Raw genomic sequence first — 23,539 nt, 5'->3', positions numbered from 1 at the left:
CCCGCTAGCCGTCCCCCGCCGCCACCCGGAGCCGGGCGAACTCCTCCGCCATCGTCGCCGCCGTCCAGTGCGCGTTGAGGCCACTCGGATTCGGCAGCACCCACACGCGCGTCTCCCCGATCCTCCGCTCCTGCGGCCCGACTTTCGCCTTCCTGTCGTCGAAAGCCGCCCGATAGGCGGTGACCCCCACCACGGCCAGCCAGCGGGGCTTGAGCCGCGCCACCTTCTCCGCCAGCAGCCGCCCGCCCTCGCGGTACTCCGCGGCGCTCAGCTCGTCCGCCCGCGCGGACGCCCGGGCGACGACATTGGTGATCCCGAGCCCGTACGACAGCAACTCCTGCTGCTCCGACGGCTTCAGGAGCCTCGGGGTGAAGCCGGACAGATGGAGCACCGGCCAGAACCGGTTGCCGGGCCGGGCGAAGTGATGGCCCGTCGCGGCCGTCATCAGACCGGGGTTGATGCCGCAGAACAGCACATGGAGACCATCCGCGATCACGTCCGGTACGAGACGGTCGCGGGCGGCCTCCAACTCCTCTGGGGTGAAGCGGGTCAGAGGATCGCTCCGGGGGTGTAGCCCGCCGCCTCCGGGTGCTGCTTCACGATTTCCTCGATCCGGCCCACGACCGCGGCGACCTGGTCGGCCGCGGCGCCCGTGAAGGACAACTTGTCGGCCATCAGCGCGTCCAGCCCGGCCCGGTCGAGCGGAATGCGCTCGTCCGCGGCCAGCTTGTCGAGGAGTTCATTGCGCTCGGCGCCCTGCTCGCGCATCGCGAGGGCGGAGGCGACGGCGTTCTCCTTGATCGCCTCGTGTGCGACCTCACGGCCGACACCCGCGCGCACCGCGCCCATCAGCACCTTGGTGGTGGCGAGGAAGGGCAGGTAGCGGTCCAGCTCGCGCGCGACGACGGCCGGGAAGGCGCCGAACTCGTCGAGGACAGTCAGGAAGGTCTCCAGGAGACCGTCGAGAGCGAAGAACGCGTCCGGCAGCGCGACCCGGCGCACCACCGAGCAGGACACGTCGCCCTCGTTCCACTGGTCGCCCGCCAGCTCGCCGGTCATCGAGGCGTAGCCGCGCAGGATGACCATCAGGCCGTTGACGCGCTCGCAGGACCGCGTGTTCATCTTGTGCGGCATCGCGGAGGAGCCGACCTGGCCCGGCTTGAACCCCTCGGTCACCAGCTCGTGCCCGGCCATCAGCCGGATCGTCTTCGCCAGCGACGACGGGGCCGCCGCCACCTGCACCAGCGCGGTGACGACCTCGTAGTCCAGGGAGCGCGGGTAGACCTGGCCGACCGAGGTGAACGCCTGCGAGAAGCCCAGGTGACCGGCGATCCGCTGCTCCAGGTCCGCCAGCTTCGAGGCGTCCCCGCCCAGCAGGTCCAGCATGTCCTGCGCGGTACCGACGGGGCCCTTGATGCCGCGCAGCGGGTAGCGGGCGAGAAGCTCCTCGACCCGGCCGTGGGCCACGAGCAGCTCGTCCGCCGCGGTCGCGAAACGCTTGCCGAGGGTGGTGGCCTGCGCGGCCACGTTGTGGGAGCGGCCGGCCATGACCAGCTCGCCGTACTCGCCGGCCAGCTTGCCGAGACGCGCCAGGACGGCCACGCTGCGGTCGCGGATCAGTTCCAGGGAAAGCCGGATCTGGAGCTGCTCGACGTTCTCCGTGAGGTCCCGGGAGGTCATGCCCTTGTGGACCTGCTCGTGCCCGGCGAGGTCGTTGAACTCCTCGATCCGCGCCTTCACGTCGTGCCGCGTGACCTTCTCGCGCTCGGCGATGGAGGCCAGGTCGACGGTGTCCAGGACCCGCTCGTAGTCGGCGAGCGCCTCATCGGGCACCTCGATCCCGAGGTCCTTCTGGGCCCGCAGCACGGCGAGCCAGAGCTGACGCTCGAGCTTCACCTTCTGCTCGGGCGACCAGAGCGTGGCGAGCTCGGCGGAGGCGTAGCGTCCGGCGAGGACGTTGGGGATGCGGGGCTTGGCGGGAGCGGAAGTCACGTGTACGGATTCTACTGGCGATTCGTGCAGGCCAGCGCCCGGGCCCCGTTCGTGGGAACCTACGAGAGGTCTTCCGCGAGCTCCGCCAGCACATCGGCGTGACACGGTTCGGGCGCGCACCAGCAGGCCAGGGCCCTGCCGCGAAGGCCGGGGACCAGAGCGAGCAGATCCGGTCGCTGCAGCAGATACGCCCGGTACTTCGCCATGACCTCGGCCCGCGTGCCGTCCCGGCGGCGCGAGGGGGTGTCGTAGGCGAAGGGGTTGTACAGCGGGTGCTTCGGCAGGTCCCAGCCGCCCATGGTCCAGCGTCGGCCGACGTAGACGAGGTCGGTGGGCGCGTGCTCGAGGCGGGGGCCGTACTCGTGGATTCGGCCCCTGACGTTGACCACCCGCGTGTGCACGACGTCCTAGGGCTCGTAGGACCGCAGGTCGGGCCGCTTCGGCGGCAGGCCGTCGCCCGACGAGCGCCCCGTCAGCCGCCGGCCGATCCACGGCAGCAGGTGCTGCCTGGCGAAGCGGGCGTCCGCGACGCGCCGCGCGACCCACCTCGGTGGGACCGTCGCCGGGACCGGCGTACGCCACTCCGTGTCCTCGGGGTCGTAGCCGAGGGTCTGCCACACCGCCTCGGCGACGCGGCGGTGGCCTTCGGCCGTCAGATGCAGCCGGTCCACGTCCCACAGGCGCGGGTCGGAGAGCGAGGGGGCGCCGTACAGGTCGACGACCACCGCGCCGTGCCGTGCCGCGAGCTCGTCGACGACCGTGAACAGTTCCTCCATGCGCGGCCGGAACCGCTCCAGGACCGGGCCCTGGCGGCCGGGGCTGCGCATCAGCACCAGTTGCTTGCAGGACGGGGCCAGCCGCTCCACGGCCTCCGTCAGCAGGTCGCGGACCTGGACCATGTCGCACTTGGGCCGCAGGGTGTCGTTGAGCCCGCCCACCAGCGTGATCACGTCCGCCTGCATCGCCGCCGCCACGTCGACCTGCTCGTCGACGATCTGCTGGATCAGCTTGCCGCGCACCGCGAGGTTGGCGTACCGGAAGCCGGGCGTCACGGCGGCCATCCGGCCGGCGAGAAGGTCGGCCCAGCCCCGGTAGGAGCCGTCCGGCAGCAGGTCCGACATGCCTTCGGTGAAGGAGTCGCCTACCGCGACGAGGCTGGAGTAAGTGGGATTAGTCTGCATGGCGGAAGAAATGGTAACCGCTGCACATACCCGGCGGTCGGTCACCCTGGGGCCCCGAACGGCCACTCAGGCCCGCCGCCCGCCCGAACCGCTCCTCACACCTGCCGTCCGAACAGCTCCCGCAGCACGTCCTCCATCGTCACCAGCCCCGCCAGCCGACCGTCCTCGCCGAGCACCGCCGCCAGATGGGTACGGCTGCGGCGCATCGCCGTCAGTACGTCGTCCAGCGGTGTGCTCTCCCGGATCCGCGCGATCGGCCGCATGTCCCGCACCGGGAACGGCAGATCCCGCGGCGAGGCGTCCAGCGCGTCCTTGACGTGGAGGTAGCCGACGATCCGCCGCACCTCGTCCACCACGGGGAACCGTGAGAACCCGGACTCGTTCGACAGCGCCTCCAGCTGTTCCGGCGTGACGCCCACGCGCGCGTAGACGACCTCTTCCAGGGGCAGCACCACGTCCCGCACGGGCCGTCGCCCCAGTTCCAGCGCGTCGTGCAGCCGCTCCCGCGCCCGCTCGTCGATCAGGCCCGCCTCGCCGGAATCCCGTACGATCCGGGCCAGCTCGGCGTCCGAGAAGGACGCCGTGACCTCGTCCTTGGTCTCCACGCGCAGCAGTTTCAGCAGGGCGTTCGCGAAGGCGTTGATCGCGAAGATCACCGGACGCAGCCCGCGGGCCAGCGTGACGAGCGGCGGCCCGAGCAGCAGCGCGCTGCGCACCGGCTCCGCGAGGGCGATGTTCTTCGGGACCATCTCGCCGAGCAGCATGTGCAGATAGGTCGCCAGGGTCAGCGCGATCACGAAGGACACCGCGTGCCCCGCGCCCTTCGGCACCCCCACCGCATGGAACACCGGCTCCAGCAGATGCGCGATCGCCGGCTCCGCGACCACACCCAGGACCAGAGTGCACAACGTGATCCCGAGCTGCGCCGCCGCCATCAGCGCGGAGACGTGCTCCAGCCCCCACAGCACGCTCTTCGCACGCCGGTCGCCCTGATCGGCGTAGGGCTCGATCTGGCTGCGCCGCACCGAGATCAGCGCGAACTCGGCACCCACGAAGAAGGCGTTGACGACGAGAGACGCCAGCCCGATCAACAACTGCACGACGGTCATGACTCGGTCGCCTCCCCGGTCAAGGGCGCGTGCAGCAGCACTCGCGCGGCCCGGCGGCCCTGTGCGTCCAGCACGTCGAGCTGCCAGCCGGCGACCTGTACCGAGTCGCCGACGGCCGGAATCCGGCCGAGCTCCGTCGCCAGTAGTCCGGCCAGCGTCTCGTACGGGCCCTCGGGCGCCCGCAGGCCCACGCGCGCGAGCTGGTCCATGCGTGCCGAACCGTCGGCCCGGAAGAGCTCCCTGCCCTCCTCGTCGGTGCCCGCGGCGGCCAGGTCGGACGTCTCGTGGGGATCGTGCTCGTCGCGTACCTCGCCGACGACCTCCTCGACGATGTCCTCCAGCGTGGCCACGCCCGCCGTGCCGCCGTACTCGTCGATGACGACCGCCATCGTGCGCTTGCCGGACAGCCGGTCCAGGAGCCGGTCCACGGTGAGCGACTCGGGCACCAGCAGCGGCTCCCGCAGCAGCTCGGCCACCGAGGCGCGGGGCCGGCGTTCGGCCGGTACCGCCAGGACGTCCTTGATGTGCGCGATGCCGACGACCGAGTCGAGGCCGCCGCGGTAGACGGGGAACCGGGACAGCCCCGTCGCGCGCGTCGCGTTCGCCACGTCCTCGCAGGTCGCCTGCACGTCCAGGGCGATCACCTGCACCCGCGGGGTCATCACGTTCTCCGCGGTCAGGTCGGCGAGATTCAGCGTCCGCACGAACAGCTCGGCGGTGTCCGCCTCCAGCGCGCCCGCCCGGGCGGAGTGCCGGGCCAGCGCGGCCAGCTCCTGCGGCCCGCGTGCCGAGGCCAGCTCCTCGGCGGGCTCAAGACCGAAGCGGCGCACCACCCGGTTGGCCATGTTGTTGAGGTGCGTGATGAACGGGCGGAAGGCCGCACTGAACCAGCTCTGCGCGGTGCCCACCCGCTTGGCCATGGCCAACGGCGAGGAGATCGCCCAGTTCTTGGGCACCAGCTCGCCGACCACCATCAGGAACACCGTCGACAGCGCGGTGCCCAGCACCAGCGCCAGCGACCGGGAGGTGGACGGCGAGACCCCGAGCGACTCCAGGGGCCCCGCGATCAGCGCCGCGATCGACGGTTCGGCGAGCATGCCGACGACCAGGTTGGTGACGGTGATCCCGAGCTGCGCCCCGGACAGCTGGAACGTCAGATGCCGTACGGCCTTCAGGGCGCCGGACGCGCCCCGCTCGCCGCGCTCCACCGCCCGCTCCAGCTGCCCGCGCTCCACCGTGGTCAGCGAGAACTCCGCCGCCACGAAGGCACCGCAGGCCAGCGAGAGCAGGATCGCCACCAGCAGGAGGAGCACTTCGGTCATCGGGTCACCTCCGTCCCATGATCGGACAGGGTCCCCAGGATCGCCCGTCCTACCCGGCGAAGGGTTTCACCCATCGCCGCCACTTTTCCTCGGGCGCATACCCAGCCGCGCGCCACGCGTGCTGTGCCGTTTCGTTGCGCACCAGCACCATCGCGTCCCCGCGCCGCCCGCCGAGCCGTACGAACCGCTCCTCGGCGGCCGTGAGCAGCGCCGATCCGATGCCCCGACGCCGGCGCTCCGGGTGTACGGCGAGCCGGTACAGATGACACCGCCAGCCGTCGAAGCCCGCGATCACCGTGCCGACCAGTTCGCCGTCGAGCTCGGCGAGGATCAGCGCCTCGGGGTCCCGGATGACGAGCCGCTCCACGCCGTCGCGGTCGTCGCTGATGCTCGTCCCCTCGGCGGCCTGTTTCCAGAAGGCCAGCACGGTGTCGAGGTCGTCGGGCGTCGCGGCCCGTATCCGCAGGTCGGTCATGTGGCGATCCCATCACGCCGGCCCCGCCCGGGACGGGAAATTCCAGGATCCGGACGGCTAACGGCCGCGCAGCCGCGCCATCACCGGTGCGAACGCCTCCATGAAGGCCTCCAGCACCGTCAGATAGGTGAAGCCGTACCGCTCGCGCTGCGCCAGCACCTGAGCGACGATCTCCTCGACCGTGCCGATCAGCATGATGGGCAGATCCAGCGCCTGCTGCAGGGTCAGGTCCGGCACCCGGTGCAGGAACGGCGTGGCCACCGCCTCGCGGTCGTCGGTGACCACCACCATCTGGATGAGCAGGTTCAGTTCGGCCGGCTCCTTGCGCCCCTCGGCCAGTTGCAGATAGCGCCCGACCCGCTCGTCGAGTTGCTCGGCGGTGGTCGGGGTCAGCTTGCCGGTCGTGTCCCCCGGCACCAGGGTCGCCCCGGTGAAGGCCGCTATGTCGGCGTGCTGGGCGGACAGTTTCAGCATCCGGTTGCCTATGCCGCCGATCAGCAGGGGCACCCGGGGCCGCTGCACCGGCTGGGGCACATGGTCCTCGGAGGACAACAGCCGCTCCAACTCCTCGACCGTGCGCCGGAGATGGTCCACCCGCTCGCCCGCCGAACCGAAGGGCAGCCCCGCCTGGTCGTGCTCGGACTGCACATAGCCGGTGCCCAGGCCGAGTTCGAGGCGGCCGCCGGTGAGGGTGTCCACCGTGGCGACCTCGCGGGCGAGCAGCGCCGGGTTCCAGAAGCCCGCGTTGAGGACGAACGTGCCGAGGCGCGGTCGCTCGGTGACCTGCGCCGCCGCGACCAGCGCGGGGAAGGGCGCGACCTTGCCGAGATGGTCGGGGACCAGGATCACGTCGTAACCGAGTTCCTCGGCCTGTCGGCACTTGGCGCGCCAGTCCTCGTCGGTGGCGGCGGCGGTCAGGTTGACGGCGAAGCGAAACGGGCGGGGCATGAACTCTCCTCAGCGGTAAGCGACTTGAGTTTTCTGCCCCGCGATTCCCTCATTCGTGCGCGATCGCCGCCAGTACGTTCATGCGCGAGGCACGCAATGCCGGCAGCAGCGCCGCCACGATGCCCACCACCGCCGAGCCGACGACGACCGCGACGATCGTGCCCCAGGGGATCGCCAGCGCGTTCATGCCCTGAAGCGCCAGCACCTGCTGGGTGCACACGCCCCACACCAGCCCGAGCGCGAGCCCGAGGACCGCGCCGAACACGGCGATCACCACCGACTCCAGCCGGATCATCCGGCGCAGCTGACGCCGGGCGAGCCCGATGGCGCGCAACAACCCGATCTCCCGGGTGCGCTCCACAACCGACAGGGCGAGGGTGTTGACCACGCCGAGCACGGCGATGACGATCGCGAGCCCGAGCAGCGCGTAGACGAGGTAGAGCAGGACGGCGATCTGGTCGTGGACCAGGTCCTTGTAGTCGGCGAGATCGCGCACCTGGACCTGCGGATACGGGTCGAGTGTCTTCTCCAGGGCTGCGCGCAGCCGGTCGGCGCCGGCCCCGGAGGCGGCGTTCACATACAGCGCGGAGTCCTGGCCGCCCGGCGCGAACCGCTCCAGGGTGGACAGGCCGAAGTAGATGCCGCCCTGCGTCCCGAACCCGTCCGCGGAGTCCTGGTCGGTGAGGGCGCCCACGGTCAGTTCGGTCCGGCGGCCGCCCTGGAACTCGACCGGGACCCTGCTGCCGACCTTCACGTCGTGGTCGCGCGCGAAGTCCAGGTCCATGGCCAGGTGCCCGGACGCGAGCGCGGCCGCGGTGTCGCCCTGCGCGTAGGTGATGTGGGCGACCTCGTCGAGCTGCGGGTCGTACCCCGCGGCGGTGGTCTCGACGCGCTTGCCGTCCGGCAGCCGTACGGCGACGGGTGCGAACCTCGACCGTACGACGAGCCCGGCGCCCTCGGTCCCGCGCACCGCCTCCGTGACCTCCTGCGGGAACGGCAGGAAGTTGCCGTTCTGCACGACGAAATCGGCACCCAGTGTCTTGTCGATCTGGTCGTCGAAGGACTTGGACATCGAGGCGCTGGCCACGGACATCCCGCCGACCAGGGCGAGGCCCACCATCAGGGCGGCCGCGGTGGCGCCGGTACGCCGGGGATTGCGCAGGGCGTTGCGCTGGCTCATCCGCCCGACCGAGCCGAAGAGGGCGGGGAAGGCGCCGCCCAGTACCCGGATCACCGGCCGCACCAGCAGCGGGCCCGCGATGACGGTGGCGAGGAGCGTCAGGACGACGCCGAGGCCCAGCAGGGAGGCCGCGGACGCCGTCTTCGACGAGGTGACACAGCCCACCAGCGCGGCCGCGCCCGCCGCGCCGACGACCCCGCCCACGATCGCCCGCATGCGCAGCGGCTTTCCGATCCCGGCGATCTCGGCGTCCGCGAGGGCCGCCATGGGGGAGACGCCGGCCGCGCGCCGGGCCGGGAGATAGGCCGCGACGAAGGTGACGCCCACCCCGACGACGTATGCCGCCACGGGTGTTCCCCAGCCGATGACCATCTCGCTCGTCCGGATGTTCATGCCGAAGGCGTTCATCAGCGAGATGAGCCCGACGGCCAGCCCGATTCCCGTGCCGAGCCCGACCGTGGAGCCGACGAGTCCGAGCAGGGTGGCCTCGGTGAGCACCGAGCGGCGGACCTGGCGACGGTCGGCACCCAGTGCGCGCAACAGGCCCAGTTCGCGGGTGCGCTGGGCGATCAGCATCGAGAAGGTGTTGACGATCAGGAAGACGCCGACCAGGACGGCGATGCCCGCGAATCCCAACATGACGTACTTGATGACGTCGAGGAATCCGCCCAGTTGGTCGACGTCCGACTTCGCCTGCTCTTCGGCGGTCCGGTACTCGTAGGTGCCCGTCCCGAGCGCGGCGGCCACGCGCTGCTTGAGCTGGTCGTTGCCGACGCCCTCCGCCGCGTCGATCGAGATGCTGGTGGCGGCCTTCGGGGAACCGAGCAGCTTGGCCTGCGCGGTCGGTGGATCCAGGAACAGCAGTGTGGCACCGGGGTTGGTGGTGGTGAACGTGACGATGCCGACGATCCGGACCTTGAAGGAGCCCGGCGCCGCGATCACGGTGAGCGGGTCGCCGATGTGCAGGTTCTTGCGGTCGGCGGTCTCCGAGTCGAGCAGCGCCTCGGTCGGGCCGTGCGGGGCGTGGCCCGAGGTGAGCTTCACGGGGCTGCGCGAGGTCGGGTTCCAGTCGGTGCCGATGGTGGGGGCGCCGGTGGTCGAGCCCACCGACTCGTTCTTGGAGTCGGCGACGGTGATCCCGTCGTCCTCGGCGTCGAAGCGCGCGGCGGCGACCCCCTCGACCCGGGACACGCGGTCCGCGAGCGCGGCCGGCAGGGTGGCCGTCGTCCCGGACGGGATGGCCTCGCTCAGGTCCTCCTTGGGGCTGACTGTGAGGTCGGGCGCGGTCGAGGCGAAGAGCCGGTCGAAGGTGTGGCTCAGCGTGTCGGAGAAGATCAGGCTGCCCGAGACGAACGCCACGGACAGCACCACGGCCAGCGCGGAGAGCACCAGCCGTCCCTTGTGCGCGAGGAAACTGCGGAGCGTCGCCTTCAGCACGGCGTCAGGCCTCCCCGGCCTCGGGTGCCTCTTGGTACTGACTGCGGATCACGTCGAATCGCTTCATGCGTTCCAGTACGGCCTCCGCGGTGGGCTGCTCCATGCGGTCCACGACCCGCCCGTCCCCCAGGAACAGCACCACGTCCGAGTGGGCCGCGGCGCCCGGGTCGTGGGTGACCATGACGACCGTCTGCCCGAGCTGGTCGACGGCCTCGCGCAGGAATCCGAGGACCTCCAGTCCCGCCCGTGAGTCGAGGTTGCCGGTCGGCTCGTCGGCGAAGATCAACTCGGGCCGGGAGGCGAGCGCGCGGGCACATGCGACGCGCTGCTGTTGACCGCCCGAGAGCTGCGACGGCCGGTGCCCCAGCCGGTCCCGCAGCCCCAGGGTGTCGATGACCTGGTCCAGCCACTTCTCGTCGGGCTTCTTGCCCGCGATGTCCATGGGCAGGGTGATGTTCTCCGCCGCGTTCAGCGTCGGGATCAGGTTGAACGACTGGAACATGAACCCGATCCGGTCCCGGCGCAGCCTGGTCAGCTCGCGCTCCTTCAGCCCGGTGATCTCGGTGTCGCCGAGCCACACCTGACCGGCCGACACGGTGTCGAGCCCCGCCAGGCAGTGCATCAACGTGGACTTCCCCGAGCCCGAAGGCCCCATGACCGCGGTGAAGCGGCCGCGCGCGATGTCCACGTCCACCGCGTCCAGGGCGAGCACGGCCGTCTCGCCCGAGCCGTACGCCTTGGTCAGACCGCGGGCGCGGGCCGCGATCCCGTCGGCCGGAACGGCACCGGGAGCGTGCTCGGCAGCAGCTGTGGACAAGGCTCTCTCCTCGCTCGTGGACAGCGCTCGCGGACCGGGTGGTCCCCATCCGGCCGAGCGTAATGTGATCCACCCCACACCGGATATCCCCCGTGCGGTCGAGACGGTCTCCACCCCAGGTCGGGCCCCCGATACCGATGTAAGGGGCACATTCCACCTGTGGGTGGACCCCCTTGCGGCTGCTAGCGTTTCGGCGCTAGCTTCGAACCATGGCGAAGACTCAGTTGAACGTGCGGGTGGACGAGGGCACCGCCCGTGCCGCCCGTGAACGTGCCCTCGCCCGTGGCGTGAGCGTCAACCGCTACATCGAGGAGCTGGTCATGAAGGACACCGGTGAAGCGGGCCAGGCCTTCGTGGAGGCCGCGGCCGACTTCATGAAGCAGTACGAATCCGTCTTCGCGGAGGAGTTCGGCAAGGATCACGAGACTCGTTGAGCGATCTGCACATCGATCTCGCCTGGCTTCTGATGCTCGCCGAGCAGAAGACCCCGGGCGATCCCCAGGTCATCGACTGGGGCGCCCTGGTAGCCGCCGTGGCCCGGCACCAGGCCGAGATATTCGACATCCCCGTCTACGACAGCCCGCACCTGCGCGCCGCCGCACTGCTGCAACTGCTCATCCACGTCCCGGCGTTGGAGCGCACCAACGCGCTCTTCGCGTGCGCGGTCGGGTACGCCTATCTCGTCGCGAGCGGACTCAGGGTGGTCACCTCGCCCGAGCTCGTCCGTGACCTCGCCAAGGTGGCCAAGAAGGGCGACGCCTCGTTGCACGACATCGCGCGCGAGCTGCAGAGGTGGACCCTGTGATCAGCTGTCCGTCGCCGGTGGTCGCCAGGCGGTGCCCAGCACGCAGAAGGACGTAGGCAACGCGGGCCCCTTCTCCGGCATCAGCACCCGTCGGTAGGGGCCGAGTTCGAACCCGGCGTCCCGCAGCGCGGCGACCGGGTCGCGGGCGAGATGACAGCCGCCGCTCAGCGGAGGCCACACCGTGCGGTCGAGGGCGCGCTGGGTGAAGCGCATCGCCGGGCCGCCGCCCCTGCCGTGCTCGAAGAACCGCACGGTCCCGCCGGGCCGCAGCACCCGGCGCACCTCGCCGAGCGCGCGCGGCACATCGCGCACACTGCACAGCACCAGAGAGATCACCACGGCGTCGAAGGCCTCGCTCTTGACGGGCAGCGCCTCCGCGGCGCCGGGCACCACGTCGACCGGCACCTCGCAGCGCAGGGCGGCCTCCACCGCGAGCTGCCTGAGCCGGCGCTCCGGCTCGATCGCCACGACCTCGGAGACCGTGCCGGGATAGTGCGAGAAGTTCAGGCCGTTGCCCGCGCCGATCTCGATCACCCGCCCCCACAGCCCGGTGAGCAGCCGATCCCGCACCCGGGCCATGCCCCATCTGCTCTCGGCGGTGACACTGACCCGGGCGTAGTACCGGGCGAACAGCGGATGGTGGACGGGGTCCCGGGACACCTTGCCGGAACCGGCGGACCGCGGCGCCATGGCAGCCTCCCTCACCGGACAGGACTGACCTCACCGCAATTGTCCCCCGCGGAACCCCGTCGCACCCCTGCGGACGGTCACTCCACGAAGTCGCGCACCTGCTCGTAGACGCCGTGGTCGTTGTTCATGTCGGTGTGCGAGACACAGCCGACCTCGACGTTGGTGGCGCCGCTCAGGATCGCCGTGGTGTCCGGGGTGAGCGCGTCGTCGCAGTTGGACCAGTAACTGGCGTACGCGACGCTGCCCGGCGTCTCGTCACCGGAGTTGAGGGCGGTGAGGAAGGAACTGCCGGTGGACATCTCCGCGCACGACGTGTAGAGCCAGGAGCACCAAGAGGCCGTCGTGGTCCCATGGTTGACGCCGGCGGCCGAGACGAAGTCGTCCACGTACGCCGTACCGCCGAGGTTCTTCAGGTAGTAGCGGGCGCTGAGCGCGCCCATCGAGTGGGTGACCAGGTCGACCTTCGAGGCGCCGGTGGCGGCGAGCACTCTCTTGATCTCGGTGGCCAGCTGCTGGGCGGTGGTCACGTTCGACTGCGACCAGCTGTACGACCAGGCGTCCAGCTCGGAGGCCTGGTAGCCGTCGGCCTCGAAGTCGGCGATCCAGTCGTCCCAGCTGCTCGCGTCGCTGCTGAGACCGTGTACGAAGACGACGGGGTTGTGGGTCGCCGCGTGTGCGGGGACCGCGGTGAAGGAGAGTGCCAGAAGGAGAGAAGTGACCACGGCCGTGCCGGCCGCGGCGATGCGACGCCCGAAGCGCTGCATGATGCCTCCTGAAACGGGTGGGGTTGTCAGGAGTGTCGGGCGGGTCTACGCGCGCCGCATCGGCGAAGTCGCCGGTCTTTACGGGTCAATTAACTCGCCAGTAACGTGAATGACGTGGTGACTCCGGTGAACCCTCCGCATCAGACCCGCACTTCGCCACCGCAGCGCGTGATCTCGGCGCTTCCGGAGGGCGTCAGGGTACGGCTGCTGCATTCCGTTCACGGCGATCCGCGCGCCGCCGCCGAACTCGTGACGCTGCTGACCGACCGTCAGTCGGCCGGCCTGGACCCGCTCCCGACCGAACCCGCCGACCTCGCCCCCGCACTGCTGCGCGTGCTCCGCGCGCAGATCCGGGCCCTGCCCGACGACACCCGCCTCCTTCTGCTCCTCGCGGCCGCCGACCAGTACCCGGTGGCCACCCAGGCTTTCCTCCGTGCCGTCACCGCGGCCCGCCTCGACACCCGCCCGCTGGAGACCGCGGAAGCGGCCGGTGTGGCGCACGCGGGGGCGGGCGGCGTCGTCTTCCGGGACGCCTGGACGAGGATCGCCGCGTACGAGTCGGGCTCGCCGGCCGACCGCCGTGACGTCCACCGGCTGCTGGCCCGTGTGCTGCACGGCGACGGCGAGACCGCTCGCCGGTCCTGGCACCGGGGCGCGGGGGCGCTCGGCCCGAGCGGACGGCTCGCGGCGGAGCTGCGCGGATCCGCGGACAAGGCCCGCCGCACCGGCCAACTCGCCCTGGCGCGGGCTCTGCTGGAGCGTTCCGCCGCCCTCAGCCCGGACCCTTCGGACCGGTCCCGCCTTCTCACGCGCGCCGCCGTGGACGCCTGGAACGCGGGCGACGGCGACCGGGCGCGCCGCCTCGCGGCGAGCGGCGCGGCCGACGACGCCCTCGGCGGGCTGATCGCGTTGCGCGCGGGGAACGCGACGGAGGCGTTCGACGGGTTGCTGACGGCGGTGACGCACCGAGCGAGACCGTCCCACCCGGTGAGAGGGAACGGTTCTTCAGGTGGACGTGAGCAGGCCGAGTCCGTCACCCACCTCCTCGCCCGCGCCACCGAGGCCGCCGTCTACACCGGCGACCTGCGCCGCTGCCGGGAGGCCGCGAGAGTGGCGGCACGGCTCGGGATCGAGCCGCCCGGCACACTCGGCGGACTCGCGGCCGCCTTCGAGGGGCGCTACGAGGATGCCCGCGACCTCCTCCGGGCGGCGGCCGGGCGCTGCGGTCCCGGCGGCGACCCCACCCTCCTGGTCCACGCCGGCATCGCCGCCCTGATGCTCGGCGACCACACCCGCGCCGCCACCGCGACCCTCCGCGCCGCTGCCTCCGCCCGCGCCCGGGGCGCGACGGCCGTCGTGGCACAGGCCATGGAGTTCCGCGCCTACGCCGACTTCTGGACCGGTCGTCCACAGGCCGGTCAGGCCGCGGCGACGGAGGCCCTGCACCAGGCGCACGCCACCGGTCAGGACAACGGCGCCTGTCATCTCCAAGCCGCCCTCGCCATGTTCGCGGCGATCACGGGAGACGCCGACGGCTGCCGCGAGCGTGCCGCCGCCGCACGGTCGTACGCCCTCGCCCGGGGCCTCGGCCTGCCCGCCGCCCTCGCCCAGTGGGCGCTCGCCTTCCTTGATCTCACCGACGGACGCTTCGCGGGAGCGGCGGCCCGGCTGCGTGCCCTCGCCGGATTCGGCCCCGGCCACGGTCATCGGGCCATCCGGCACCTGGCCACCCCGCACTACGTCGAGGCCGCCGTCCGCACCGACGACACCAGGATCGCCCGCGGCGCCCACGCCGACTACCACCGCTGGGCCACGGCCGTGCACAGCCCCGACGACCTCGCCCTGAGCGCCCGCTGCCGTGCCCTGCTGGCCCCCGGCGAGGAGGCGGTGGAGCACTACCGCACCGCCCTCGACCTGCACGCGCGCGGCACCCGCGACTTCGAACGCGCCCGCACAGAGTTGCTGTTCGGCAGCGCCCTGCGCCGGCTGCGCCGCCGCACGGAGGCACGCGACCGCCTGCACAGCGCCCTTGAAGCCTTCGAACACTTCGGAGCCCCGCACTGCGCGGTCCGGGCCCGCGCCGAACTCCGCGCCCTGGGCGCCCCCGCCGCCCCGAGGCACGCCGTGAATCCCACCGCCCGTCTCACGGCCCAGCAGTTGCTGGTCGCCCGCATGGTCGCCGAGGGGGCCACCAACCGCGAGATCGCCGCCCGCCTGGCCCTCAGCCCGCGCACGATCGACCACCATCTGCGGGGCGTCTTCACCCGGTTGGGCATCCGCTCCCGCATCGAACTGGTGCGGCTGATCGCGGAGAGCGAGGCGTCCTAGAGCTCAGCGGGCGTGTTCGAGGGAGCCTCACGCACCCCGAACTCCTCCGCGTCCCACGTCCCGTCCAGGCGCGGTGCCAGCCAACCCGGCGCCGCCGCACGGAAGTCGGCAGGGGCCAGCCGGCCGGCGCCGGCCGGCAGGGCGCCGAGCAGCGGAGCCCCGGACACGTCCGGCAGGTCCGCGAGGTTGCAACGTGAGGCGAGATCGGGGGAGTCGGGCCAGCTGCCGATCACCACGCCCGCCAGGTCCAGCTTCCGGCGGCGCAGTTCACGGGCCGTCAGCTCCGTGGTGTTCAGCGTGCCCAGGCCCGCCGACGCCACGACCAGGACCGGCGCCCGCAGCAGCTCCGCCACGTGGGCCAGTGTCCCGCCCTCATGGTCGAAGCGGACGAGCAGTCCGCCGGCCCCCTCCACGAGCACCAGGTCGTGCTCGGTGGCCAGTTTGGCAGCGGCCTCGGCGACCTCATGAGGGCGCACCGGCGTCAGACCGGCCCGCCGAGCGGCCGTGGCCGGGGCCAACGGCTCGGGATAGCGGGCGACTTCGGCCTTCGTCACGGCACCCGCGAGCCGCTCCACCTCGTCGGCGTCCCCGGGCTCGTCCGGCCGTACGCCGGTCTGCGCGGCCTTGAGGACGGCGACCGTCCGTCCGGCGGCGAGCGCCGCGGCGGCGACAGCGGCCGTCGCGACGGTCTTGCCGACCTCCGTGCCCGTCCCCGTGATCACCAGTACCGGCATGTCATCCCTCCAGAGCGGCGGCGCACACCGCACGCGCGATCCGTGCCACGTCCTCGTCTCCCGTGACGTACGGCGGCATCGTGTACACGAGGTCGCGGAACGGCCGCAGCCATACGCCCTCGCGTACGGCGGCCTCCGTCGCGGCCCTCATGTCGACCTCGTGGTCCAGCTGTACGACCCCGATGGCGCCCAGAACCCGTACGTCCCGCACGCCCGGCAACTCACGCGCCGGCTCCAGCCCCTCCCGCAGCCCCGCCTCGATCCGCTTGACCTCCGCGAGCCAGTCCTGCCCGAGCAGCAGCCCGATCGAGGCGCAGGCCACCGACGCGGCGAGCGGGTTGCCCATGAAGGTGGGGCCGTGGGCCAGTACCGGCACCTCGCCCCGCGAGATGCCGTCGGCCACGCGAGGCGTGCACAGGGTCGCCGCCATCGTCATATAGCCGCCGGTCAGCGCCTTGCCGACACACATCACGTCCGGCGTGACCGCGGCGTGCTCCGCGGCGAACAGGGCGCCCGTGCGCCCGAATCCGGTCGCGATCTCGTCGAACACCAGGAGCACGTCGTGCGCGTCGCACGCCTCGCGCAGCACCCGCAGATACGCGGGGGAGTGGAACCGCATCCCGCCCGCACCCTGCACCACCGGCTCCACGATCACCGCGGCCAGCTCGTCGGCGTGCCGCCCGATCGCCGCGCGCAGCTCGTCGGCGTACGACTCCTCGTACTCGGCCGGAGGAGCCTCCACGAACACCTGGCGGGGCAGGACCCCGGACCACAGCTCGTGCATCCCGCCCTCGGGGTCGCACACCGACATGGGCTGCCAGGTGTCACCGTGGTAGCCGCCGCGCCAGGTCAGCAGGCGCTGCTTGCGCGTACGGCCCAGCGAGCGCCAGTACTGCAGACACATCTTCACCGCGACCTCGACCGACACCGACCCCGAGTCGGCGAGGAAGACATGCTCGAGGCCGTCGGGAGACATGTCGACAAGGAGCTTCGCGAGCCGGACGGCGGGCTCGTGGGTGAGCCCGCCGAACATCACATGGCTCATCCGCCCGAGCTGCTCCCGCGCCGCCTCGTTCAGCACCGGGTGGTTGTAGCCGTGGATGGCCGACCACCAGGAGGACATCCCGTCGACCAGCTCCGGGCCCTCGGCGAGCTTCAGCCGCACCCCGCTCGCCGACTCCACGACGAGCGGGTCGACCCGGCCGGGCATCGGACCGTACGGATGCCACACGTGCCGCCGGTCGAGCGCCAGCAGCTCCGTCACCGGCAGGCCGGGCAGATCAGGCATTGGGCGCGAGATCCGTTCCTGCGCCCCGTCGGCGTACGGCGACCAGATCCGTCCGCGCCTCGTTGGCGGCGGTGGCCGGGACCGCCGTACCGCAGACTCCCGCGCTCTCGTGCGATCCGCACCCCGCGCCCTCGTGAGAGCCGCAGCCCGCGGATTCATGGGACCCGCAGCCGCCCGCCGCCCGGTGCTCCGGCAGCGTCACCTCGCCCGCGCCCTCCACTTCGAACCCGGCGTCCGCGATCATCTCCAGGTCGGCCTTGCCGGCCTGGCCCTCGGTGGTGAGGTAGTCGCCGAGGAAGATCGAGTTGGCGAGGTTGAGGGCGAGGGGCTGCATGGTGCGCAGATGGACCTCGCGGCCGCCTGCGATGCGTACCTCGACGTCCGGGCAGACGAAGCGGACCATCGCGAGAATGCGCAGGCAGCGCTGCGGGGTGAGGTTCCACTCCTTGGCCAGCGGGGTGCCCTCGACCGGGATCAGGAAGTTCACCGGAACGGAGTCGGGGTCCAGCTCACGCAGCGAGTAGACGACGTCGACCAGGTCCTCGTCGCTCTCGCCCATGCCGGCGATCAGGCCCGAGCAGGCGGACAGACCGGCCGCGTGCGCCTTGGTCACGGTGTCGACCCGGTCGGCGTAGGTGTGCGTGGTCGTGATGTCGCCGTAGGTCGACTCGGATGTGTTGAGGTTGTGGTTGTAGGCGTCCGCGCCGGCCTCGCGCAGCCGCTCGGCCTGGCCGTCGGAGAGCAGTCCGAGACAGGCGCACACCTCGACGCCCTCGTTCTGGTCCTTGATGGCCTTGATGGTGCCCGCGACCCGGTCCACGTCCCGGTCGGTCGGACCGCGGCCCGAGGCCACCAGACAGACCCGCTTGGCGCCGCCCGCGAGGCCGGCCGCCGCGGCCTTGGAGGCCTCGTCCGGCTTGAGCCAGGTGTACTTCAGGATGCCGGTCGAGGAGCCGAGCCGCTGAGAGCAGTAGGAGCAGTCCTCGGGGCACAGCCCGGACTTCAGGTTGACGAGATAGTTGAGTTTCACCCGCCGTCCGAACCAGTGCCGGCGCACCTTCCCGGCCGCGGCCACCACATCGAGCAGCTCGTCGTCGGACGTGGCCAGCACGGCCAGCGCCTCCTCGCGGGTCGGCAGCTCGCGCCGAAGCCCCTTGTCCACCAGCGTGTTCAGCAGGTCCATGAGAGCCGATCCTGTCCTACGGACCCGCCTCGGGCCAAGGTAGGGATCGCACAACACACCCGCTGTGACGTGTGGGTATTGCCACACCGTGGGTAGCGTTTGCTGCCGCTAGGGTCTGTCCGTTGTCTACAAAGGCCCCGGAGGACCCCATGGCGTTCGGCTGGATCGACGAGCAGGCGGCGGCGCGTCGGCGGGCCGGACTCGTGCGGACACTGCGGCCGCGTCCGGCCGACTCGCCGCTGCTCGATCTCGCGAGCAACGACTACCTGGGCCTGGCCCGCCATCCCGAGGTCGTCGAGGGCGCCGCGGCCGCCGCGCGGACCTGGGGCGGCGGTGCGACCGGGTCCCGGCTCGTCACCGGCACCACCGAGCTGCACGCCGAACTCGAACGCGAGCTGGCCGACTTCTGCGGCTTCGAGGCGGCGCTCGTCTTCTCCTCCGGATACGCGGCGAACCTGGCCGCCGTCACCGCGCTCGCGCCGCACGGCTCGCTGATCGTCTCCGACGCGGGCAACCACGCCTCACTCATCGACGGCTGCCGGCTGGCCCGCGGTACGACGCAGGTCGTCGCGCACGCCGACCCGGACGCGGTGCGCAAGGCGCTCGGTACGCACGAAGGGCCCGCCGTCGCCGTGTCCGACACGGTCTTCTCGGTCGACGGCGACGCGGCGCCCCTGGCCGGTCTCGCCGGGGCGTGCCGGGAGTACGGCGCGGGCCTGGTCGTCGACGACGCCCACGGCCTGGGGGTGCTCGGCGCCGGCGGCCGCGGGGCCCCGTACGCCGCGGGACTCGCGGGCGCCGACGACGTGGTCGTCACGGTCACGCTGTCCAAGTCGCTCGGCAGCCAGGGCGGTGCCGTCCTCGGCCCCGCACGGGTCGTCGAGCACCTGGTCAACGCGGCGCGGACGTTCATCTTCGACACCGGCCTGGCCCCCGCGTCGGCGGGAGCCGCCCTCGCTGCCCTGCGGCTGCTCGGCCGTGAGCCCGAGCGGGCCGCACGCGCGCGCGAGGTGGCGACCGGACTGCACGCACGCCTGACCGCCGCGGGTCTGGAAGCGGTACGTCCGGACGCCGCGGTGGTCTCGGTGCGCGCACCCTCCCCGGAGGAGGCCGTTCAGTGGTCGGCCGACTGCCGTGCCGCCGGGCTCTTCGTGGGCTGTTTCCGGCCCCCTTCCGTGCCCGACGGCATCTCACGGCTCAGGCTGACCGCCCGCGCGGACCTCTCCGAGGAGCAGATCGAACGCGCTGTGCGTGTGATCGGCGAAACACGACCATGAGTCGGCGTGACACGGCCGTGCTCCTGGTGGACTGACGGTCAGAACCCGGCCGTGAAGCCCGCCCAGCTCTCGGGGGAGAAGAGCAGCGCGGGTCCGTCCGGATTCTTGGAGTCGCGTACGGCGAGCAGCCCGGCACATGGCCCGGCCGACGGCCTCGCCGTCTCGACGCAGTTGTTCGCTCCGGTGCTGTAGCTGCTGCGCAGCCAGCGCACCTCGGGCAGTTCGGTACTGGAGATTACGTTCCGAGGCGGTGCAGACATGGTGCCTCCTTACGCGCCGTCACCCATCCCGGCGAGGTAATCCAACGAGTCCTCGGGCGAAAGGGCGTGGATCTGAAGGGTGTTGAAGGCCTCGGTGTAGGCCTGGAGGTCTTCTTTCCGCTCGAGATAGAGGCTACTCGTCAAGTGGTCGAGAACAACCACATCCAGATCAGAAGTGCGCGAAAATGAGAAGATTACGAAAGGCCCGGTGATGCCCACATGCGCCCCGGCCGTGAACGGCAGTACCTGCAGCCGCACTTGGGGCAGCCGCGCCGCCTCCAGGAGTCTCTTCAGCTGCCGGCCCATCACCTCGGGACCGCCGACCTCCCGCCGCAGCACCGCCTCGTCGAGTACGGCGCTCAACTCCAGTGGCGGCTGCGCACGGAGGATGTCCTGCCGGGCCAGCCGGACCTCGACCAGCGCGTCGAGACGTTCGTCGTCGAGGCCGTCCACCGCGGCCCGGGTCACCGCTCGGGCGTACTCGGGCGTCTGGAGCAGCCCGGGCACGACCGAGGTCTCCAGCGTGCGCATCGCGCTCGCCTGGGACTCCAGGCTGATGAAGTCCCGGTAGGTCGGCGGCAGGACACCGCGGTACGCGTGCCACCAGTGGTGCCGGCCACCGGTCTCGTCGGAGCCCGCCAATACCAGCAGCAGTTCCCGCAGATTCGCGTCCCCCACGCGGTAGGCGTCGAGGAGTAATCGCACATCGGCCGGTTTCACCCCGCTGGCTCCGGTCTCGATGCGGCTCACCTTCGACTGGTGCCAGCCCACGAGCCGGGCCGCCTCACCGCTGGTGAGCCCCGCACTCGTGCGCAGCGCGCGCAGTTCGGCGCCCAGTTTCCGGCGGCGCACCGCGGGACCGTGCTGCATGGGTTACTCCTTACTCCTTACGAGCCGCCCAAATACGGTCTCGCGTCGCAGAGTTCACCGCTTTGAGCGACAGATATATGCACATCTTGGTGGATCGGCACTCGTCACGGCCTCGGTAATGGCACTCTGACGAAGAACCACCAGTCCGGGACCGTACTCGAACCCTCCGCACCGTGTCGGGCTTCGGTCCCGTGGGAAAGGGACGACGTCGCCATGGCAGACCACCTGGAAGCATCCGTCACCCTGCCGAGCGAACCCGCTTCGGTCTCCGCGGCCCGCACCTATGTCCTGAGCACACTGGCGGAGTGGGGGCTGCCGTCCACCACGGACGCCGCCGAGACCGTCCGGCTCATCGTCTCCGAACTCACCACCAACGCCGTACAGCACACCTTCGGTCAGTCACCCACCTTCACGGTGGACATCGAGCTGGACCGTGACGAACACCTGCGCATCGGGGTGACCGACAGCCACCCCCGCTTCCCCAAGCGCCTTCCGGCCGCGGTCCAGCAGGACAACGGACGGGGGATGGTGATCATCCGCTGGCTCGCCGCCGAGTGCGGCGGCAAGCTGAGAGTCAGGCCCACCAGGGAAGGCGGCAAGACCGTCTCCATCGAACTCCCGTGGACGGTACCGGTGCAGCCGGTCACGGCGGCGGGGCAGCAGGAGCCGTAGCAGAGCTCATACCGGCCGCGCGCGGCCGAACGCCCCCCGCAGCAGCGCCCGGAAGGCGTCCGCCGCAGGTGCCGCCTCGCCGGTCCGGTGGACGACCGAGATCGTACGGCGCAACGCGCCGGCCTCCAGCAGTCGCGTGCCCACCGGAGTGGCCGCCGTCCGGGCCACCATCTCCGGCACCACCCCGACCCCGAGCCCCGCGCTGGCCAGCGCGCACACCAGGGCGTATCCCGGGGTCGCCACCAGCACCGACGGCGTGGCCCCGGACCGGGCCAGCACCGCTTCCACCTCCCGCCGGGCCGGATGATCCGGCGCCATGCTGATCAGCGGCTCACCAGCGAGCTCCGCCAGCGGCAGCCGCGTCGAGCCGCCCGCGAGGGCATGTCCGGGGGCCGTCACGAGGACCAGCTCCTCGGTCAGCAGCGGCTCCGAGCTCAGGGTGGCCGGGAGGGAGGGGGGCTCGCCCGGCTCGTAGGCGTGCGTCAGCGCCAGGTCGATCTCGCCGGCCGCCACCGCGGTGATCCCGGCCGTGGGTTCGTGGAAGGCGACCGACAGCTCCACGTCCGGGTACGTCCGGCGGAACGTGCTCAGCACCGGCGGCAGCAGCTGAATGCCCGCCGTCTGGAAGGTGCCCAGCCTGAGCGTGCCGCCCGCCAGGCCGGTCAGCCGGGCGAGCTCATGCCGGGCCCGGTCCAGCTCGTCCAGCACCCGCCGGGCCCGCGCCACCAGCAACTCACCCGCACCGGTGAGCCGCGCGCCGCGGTGATGCCGTACGAGAAGAGCGGTACCCGCCTCCCGCTCCAGCTTGGCCAGCTGCTGGGAGAGCGCGGGCGGGGTGTAGCCGAGGCGTTCGGCGGCCCGGGTGATCGAGCCCGCCTCCGCGACGGCGACCAGGGCGGCGAGCCGGACCGGGTCGTACATACCGAGGCCTGCCTAAAGGAGTGCTTAAGGGAAACCCAGGTTATTCGACATACCTGCTGAAGGCTCTCTCGCGGCAGGCTGGTCCGCATGGACGGACAGATCATCGCCTTCACCGGGGTCGCCGCCGGCATGGTCGCCATGCCGGGCGCCGACTTCACCGTCGTCGTACGCAACGCCCTGGTCTCCCGCCGGGCCGGGGTCGCCTGCGCGCTCGGCGTCGTGGGCGGGCTACTGGTCCACACGGCGCTCGCGGTGGCCGGCGTCGCCGCGGTGCTCACGGCCGTGCCCGCGCTGTTCCGGGCGCTTCAACTGCTGGGCGGGGGTTATGTGTTGTACCTGGGCGTACGGACCTTGCTGGACCTGCGGCGGACACGCACGGAGACCGTCGTCGAGGCCGGCGCGGCGGTACACCCCCTGCGGCAGGGGTTCGTCACCAACGCACTCAATCCCAAGGTCCCCATCACCTTCCTCAGTCTGCTGCCGCAGTTCGTGCCCCAGGGAAGCTCCGCGCTGCCCGGGACGCTGCCGCTCGCGCTGATCGTGGTCGTTCTCGCGCTGGTGTGGTTCCCGGCGGTGGCCGTGCTCGTGGACCGGCTGGGGCGGTGGCTGCGCCGGCCGCGGGCGGCCCGGGCCGTCGCCGGGGTCACCGCAGGCGCGTTGACGGTTCTCGGGGTGATGCTCCTGGCCGAGCCGCTGCTCGCGGCCTGACCACCTCGCGCTTCGCGGACGGAGGCGCCGGGTGCGGCTGTGCCGTCCTGCGTTCCTCGGCGAGTCCCGCCCGCCGGACCAGCCGGGGGAGCAGTCCCCACAGGCCCAGGCACACCAGCAGGGTCGCCGCGCCCGCGGCCACTCCGCCGGCCCGGCCCGTCGTCACGTCCACCACGAGCAGTACCGACCCGGTGAACGCGAGCACCAGAACCCCCATGCCGACCGTGGCCAGCCGGGAGGAGACCTGCACGATGCGGGCCTTGGCGCCGCGTTGGAAGAGCGAGCGGTGCAGGGCGGCGGGCGCGGTGAACAGGGCCGCCGCGAGTACCGCGAGGAGCAGCGTGGTGACGTACGTGGCGCGCTGGAAGGTGTCGAGGGACGGGAAGCGCTGGGTGAAGGCCAGGGTCAGCAGGAAGGCGAAGAGGATCTGCACCCCGGTCTGGGTGACGCGCAGTTCCTGGAGCAGCTCGCCGAAGTTGCGGTCGGCGCGCTCCAGCGGCGTCTCGTTGCGGGCGGTGCACGGGCGGTGGTCGGCCATGACGCCACGGGTAACCACCTGAGCCCGTGTCACGCGTGCC

At 71.7% G+C, this 23,539-nt stretch carries 25 protein-coding genes; 6 read left to right on the top strand and 19 right to left on the bottom strand.

From position 1 onward, the window contains the following. Nucleotides 1-4: 4 nt before the first annotated feature. From mug to RNB18_RS41980, 10 genes are all read right to left on the bottom strand, one after another. On the bottom strand, nt 5-553 hold the full coding sequence (gene mug, locus RNB18_RS42025; RefSeq protein ID WP_311719464.1) for a G/U mismatch-specific DNA glycosylase: 549 nt from the start codon (nt 551-553) through the stop codon (nt 5-7). Next, nucleotides 550-1,992 carry an adenylosuccinate lyase gene (gene purB / locus RNB18_RS42020; RefSeq protein WP_311719382.1) on the bottom strand — a complete coding sequence of 481 codons (1,443 nt, stop codon included), beginning with the start codon at nt 1,990-1,992 and terminating at the stop codon, nt 550-552. The genes mug and purB overlap by 4 nt, the downstream gene beginning before the upstream one ends. A gap of 59 nt (nt 1,993-2,051) precedes the next feature. Next, entirely contained in the window at nt 2,052-2,393 is a 342-nt protein-coding gene (locus tag RNB18_RS42015) for a DUF4326 domain-containing protein (RefSeq protein WP_311719381.1), read from the bottom strand. A 6-nt stretch (nt 2,394-2,399) separates the two neighbouring features. Then, complete coding sequence (locus tag RNB18_RS42010; RefSeq protein ID WP_311719380.1) at nt 2,400-3,173, bottom strand: SGNH/GDSL hydrolase family protein; 774 nt, start codon at nt 3,171-3,173, stop codon at nt 2,400-2,402. A 95-nt stretch (nt 3,174-3,268) separates the two neighbouring features. Beyond that, nucleotides 3,269-4,282: a hemolysin family protein gene (locus RNB18_RS42005; RefSeq protein ID WP_311719379.1), complete on the bottom strand. Its 1,014-nt coding sequence runs from the start codon at nt 4,280-4,282 to the stop codon at nt 3,269-3,271. Further along, nucleotides 4,279-5,604 carry a hemolysin family protein gene (locus RNB18_RS42000; protein WP_311719378.1) on the bottom strand — a complete coding sequence of 442 codons (1,326 nt, stop codon included), beginning with the start codon at nt 5,602-5,604 and terminating at the stop codon, nt 4,279-4,281. The genes RNB18_RS42005 and RNB18_RS42000 overlap by 4 nt, the downstream gene beginning before the upstream one ends. A gap of 49 nt (nt 5,605-5,653) precedes the next feature. Next, a complete protein-coding gene (locus RNB18_RS41995) occupies nt 5,654-6,079 on the bottom strand; it encodes a GNAT family N-acetyltransferase (protein WP_311719377.1) in 426 nt (141 codons plus the stop codon). 57 nt (nt 6,080-6,136) lie between these two features. After that, a complete protein-coding gene (locus tag RNB18_RS41990) occupies nt 6,137-7,027 on the bottom strand; it encodes an LLM class F420-dependent oxidoreductase (protein WP_311719376.1) in 891 nt (296 codons plus the stop codon). Nucleotides 7,028-7,076: 49 nt separating this feature from the next. Continuing rightward, on the bottom strand, nt 7,077-9,644 hold the full coding sequence (locus RNB18_RS41985; protein ID WP_311719375.1) for an ABC transporter permease: 2,568 nt from the start codon (nt 9,642-9,644) through the stop codon (nt 7,077-7,079). A gap of 4 nt (nt 9,645-9,648) precedes the next feature. Next, nucleotides 9,649-10,461, bottom strand: coding sequence for an ABC transporter ATP-binding protein (locus RNB18_RS41980; RefSeq protein ID WP_311719374.1), 813 nt, complete (start codon nt 10,459-10,461; stop codon nt 9,649-9,651). 209 nt (nt 10,462-10,670) lie between these two features. Here RNB18_RS41980 and RNB18_RS41975 point away from each other — a divergent pair, with 209 nt between their 5' ends. Together RNB18_RS41975 and RNB18_RS41970 are read left to right on the top strand one after the other, a co-directional pair. After that, on the top strand, nt 10,671-10,895 hold the full coding sequence (locus RNB18_RS41975; protein WP_007380443.1) for a hypothetical protein: 225 nt from the start codon (nt 10,671-10,673) through the stop codon (nt 10,893-10,895). Then, nucleotides 10,892-11,266 carry a hypothetical protein gene (locus RNB18_RS41970; RefSeq protein WP_057610595.1) on the top strand — a complete coding sequence of 125 codons (375 nt, stop codon included), beginning with the start codon at nt 10,892-10,894 and terminating at the stop codon, nt 11,264-11,266. The genes RNB18_RS41975 and RNB18_RS41970 overlap by 4 nt, the downstream gene beginning before the upstream one ends. On the opposite strand, the gene RNB18_RS41965 is transcribed toward RNB18_RS41970, so the two are convergent. Next, nucleotides 11,267-11,956 (bottom strand): class I SAM-dependent methyltransferase, encoded by a 690-nt coding sequence (locus tag RNB18_RS41965; RefSeq protein WP_311719372.1) that lies wholly within the window; start codon nt 11,954-11,956, stop codon nt 11,267-11,269. It abuts the gene before it with no gap. A gap of 77 nt (nt 11,957-12,033) precedes the next feature. Next, complete coding sequence (locus RNB18_RS41960) at nt 12,034-12,720, bottom strand: esterase/lipase family protein (protein WP_311719371.1); 687 nt, start codon at nt 12,718-12,720, stop codon at nt 12,034-12,036. A 117-nt stretch (nt 12,721-12,837) separates the two neighbouring features. On the opposite strand from RNB18_RS41960, the gene RNB18_RS41955 reads away from it, so the two are divergent. Next, nucleotides 12,838-15,048: a LuxR C-terminal-related transcriptional regulator gene (locus RNB18_RS41955; RefSeq protein WP_394817763.1), complete on the top strand. Its 2,211-nt coding sequence runs from the start codon at nt 12,838-12,840 to the stop codon at nt 15,046-15,048. Here the strand turns inward: RNB18_RS41955 and bioD are convergent. Genes bioD through bioB form a run of 3 tightly spaced genes read right to left on the bottom strand, consistent with a single transcriptional unit; the run spans nt 15,045 to nt 18,253 of the window. Beyond that, on the bottom strand, nt 15,045-15,782 hold the full coding sequence (gene bioD / locus RNB18_RS41950) for a dethiobiotin synthase (protein WP_311719370.1): 738 nt from the start codon (nt 15,780-15,782) through the stop codon (nt 15,045-15,047). The genes RNB18_RS41955 and bioD overlap by 4 nt on opposite strands. A gap of 1 nt (nt 15,783) precedes the next feature. Further along, the gene (locus RNB18_RS41945; protein WP_311719369.1) at nt 15,784-17,070 is read right to left on the bottom strand and encodes an adenosylmethionine--8-amino-7-oxononanoate transaminase; all 1,287 of its coding nucleotides are present in this window, start codon (nt 17,068-17,070) and stop codon (nt 15,784-15,786) included. Next, complete coding sequence (gene bioB / locus RNB18_RS41940; protein ID WP_311719368.1) at nt 17,063-18,253, bottom strand: biotin synthase BioB; 1,191 nt, start codon at nt 18,251-18,253, stop codon at nt 17,063-17,065. Before bioB ends, RNB18_RS41945 begins: the two co-directional genes overlap by 8 nt. A 149-nt stretch (nt 18,254-18,402) precedes the next feature. Between bioB and RNB18_RS41935 the strand changes: the two genes are divergently transcribed. After that, nucleotides 18,403-19,530: an 8-amino-7-oxononanoate synthase gene (locus RNB18_RS41935; protein ID WP_311719462.1), complete on the top strand. Its 1,128-nt coding sequence runs from the start codon at nt 18,403-18,405 to the stop codon at nt 19,528-19,530. 38 nt (nt 19,531-19,568) lie between these two features. Here the strand turns inward: RNB18_RS41935 and RNB18_RS41930 are convergent, their stop codons facing one another. Both RNB18_RS41930 and RNB18_RS41925 read right to left on the bottom strand, forming a co-directional pair. After that, nucleotides 19,569-19,790: a DUF397 domain-containing protein gene (locus RNB18_RS41930; protein WP_311719367.1), complete on the bottom strand. Its 222-nt coding sequence runs from the start codon at nt 19,788-19,790 to the stop codon at nt 19,569-19,571. Nucleotides 19,791-19,799: 9 nt separating this feature from the next. After that, nucleotides 19,800-20,660: a helix-turn-helix domain-containing protein gene (locus RNB18_RS41925; RefSeq protein WP_311719365.1), complete on the bottom strand. Its 861-nt coding sequence runs from the start codon at nt 20,658-20,660 to the stop codon at nt 19,800-19,802. A gap of 213 nt (nt 20,661-20,873) precedes the next feature. Between RNB18_RS41925 and RNB18_RS41920 the strand changes: the two genes are divergently transcribed. After that, complete coding sequence (locus RNB18_RS41920) at nt 20,874-21,332, top strand: ATP-binding protein (RefSeq protein ID WP_266524626.1); 459 nt, start codon at nt 20,874-20,876, stop codon at nt 21,330-21,332. A gap of 6 nt (nt 21,333-21,338) precedes the next feature. Here RNB18_RS41920 and RNB18_RS41915 read toward each other — a convergent pair whose 3' ends face one another. Beyond that, complete coding sequence (locus RNB18_RS41915) at nt 21,339-22,253, bottom strand: LysR family transcriptional regulator (RefSeq protein WP_311719362.1); 915 nt, start codon at nt 22,251-22,253, stop codon at nt 21,339-21,341. An 87-nt stretch (nt 22,254-22,340) separates the two neighbouring features. Between RNB18_RS41915 and RNB18_RS41910 the strand changes: the two genes are divergently transcribed. After that, on the top strand, nt 22,341-22,961 hold the full coding sequence (locus RNB18_RS41910; protein WP_311719360.1) for a LysE family translocator: 621 nt from the start codon (nt 22,341-22,343) through the stop codon (nt 22,959-22,961). Here the strand turns inward: RNB18_RS41910 and RNB18_RS41905 are convergent. Continuing rightward, nucleotides 22,897-23,499, bottom strand: a complete 603-nt coding sequence (locus RNB18_RS41905; protein WP_311719359.1) for a DUF6328 family protein — start codon at nt 23,497-23,499, stop codon at nt 22,897-22,899. The two genes, RNB18_RS41910 and RNB18_RS41905, sit on opposite strands and share 65 nt — an antisense overlap. Between the last annotated feature and the right edge of the window lie 40 nt (nt 23,500-23,539).

Origin of the sequence: Streptomyces doebereineriae (assembly GCF_031845645.1) — a bacterium.
Lineage (GTDB): Bacteria > Actinomycetota > Actinomycetes > Streptomycetales > Streptomycetaceae > Streptomyces > Streptomyces canus.
This window is presented reverse-complemented; position numbering and strand designations above follow the sequence as displayed.

Excerpts from the sequence above, each read along its gene's own strand:
- RNB18_RS42010 (WP_311719380.1), bottom strand. The coding sequence starts at position 3,173 with ATGCAGACTAATCCCACTTACTCCAGCCTCGTCGCGGTAGGCGACTCC.
- RNB18_RS42005 (WP_311719379.1), bottom strand. The coding sequence starts at position 4,282 with ATGACCGTCGTGCAGTTGTTGATCGGGCTGGCGTCTCTCGTCGTCAAC.
- RNB18_RS42000 (WP_311719378.1), bottom strand. The coding sequence starts at position 5,604 with ATGACCGAAGTGCTCCTCCTGCTGGTGGCGATCCTGCTCTCGCTGGCC.
- RNB18_RS41995 (WP_311719377.1), bottom strand. The coding sequence starts at position 6,079 with ATGACCGACCTGCGGATACGGGCCGCGACGCCCGACGACCTCGACACC.
- RNB18_RS41990 (WP_311719376.1), bottom strand. The coding sequence starts at position 7,027 with ATGCCCCGCCCGTTTCGCTTCGCCGTCAACCTGACCGCCGCCGCCACC.
- RNB18_RS41975 (WP_007380443.1), top strand. The coding sequence starts at position 10,671 with ATGGCGAAGACTCAGTTGAACGTGCGGGTGGACGAGGGCACCGCCCGT.
- RNB18_RS41965 (WP_311719372.1), bottom strand. The coding sequence starts at position 11,956 with ATGGCGCCGCGGTCCGCCGGTTCCGGCAAGGTGTCCCGGGACCCCGTC.
- RNB18_RS41960 (WP_311719371.1), bottom strand. The coding sequence starts at position 12,720 with ATGCAGCGCTTCGGGCGTCGCATCGCCGCGGCCGGCACGGCCGTGGTC.
- bioD (WP_311719370.1), bottom strand. The coding sequence starts at position 15,782 with ATGCCGGTACTGGTGATCACGGGGACGGGCACGGAGGTCGGCAAGACC.
- RNB18_RS41945 (WP_311719369.1), bottom strand. The coding sequence starts at position 17,070 with ATGCCTGATCTGCCCGGCCTGCCGGTGACGGAGCTGCTGGCGCTCGAC.
- bioB (WP_311719368.1), bottom strand. The coding sequence starts at position 18,253 with ATGGACCTGCTGAACACGCTGGTGGACAAGGGGCTTCGGCGCGAGCTG.
- RNB18_RS41935 (WP_311719462.1), top strand. The coding sequence starts at position 18,403 with ATGGCGTTCGGCTGGATCGACGAGCAGGCGGCGGCGCGTCGGCGGGCC.
- RNB18_RS41930 (WP_311719367.1), bottom strand. The coding sequence starts at position 19,790 with ATGTCTGCACCGCCTCGGAACGTAATCTCCAGTACCGAACTGCCCGAG.
- RNB18_RS41925 (WP_311719365.1), bottom strand. The coding sequence starts at position 20,660 with ATGCAGCACGGTCCCGCGGTGCGCCGCCGGAAACTGGGCGCCGAACTG.
- RNB18_RS41920 (WP_266524626.1), top strand. The coding sequence starts at position 20,874 with ATGGCAGACCACCTGGAAGCATCCGTCACCCTGCCGAGCGAACCCGCT.
- RNB18_RS41915 (WP_311719362.1), bottom strand. The coding sequence starts at position 22,253 with ATGTACGACCCGGTCCGGCTCGCCGCCCTGGTCGCCGTCGCGGAGGCG.
- RNB18_RS41910 (WP_311719360.1), top strand. The coding sequence starts at position 22,341 with ATGGACGGACAGATCATCGCCTTCACCGGGGTCGCCGCCGGCATGGTC.
- RNB18_RS41905 (WP_311719359.1), bottom strand. The coding sequence starts at position 23,499 with ATGGCCGACCACCGCCCGTGCACCGCCCGCAACGAGACGCCGCTGGAG.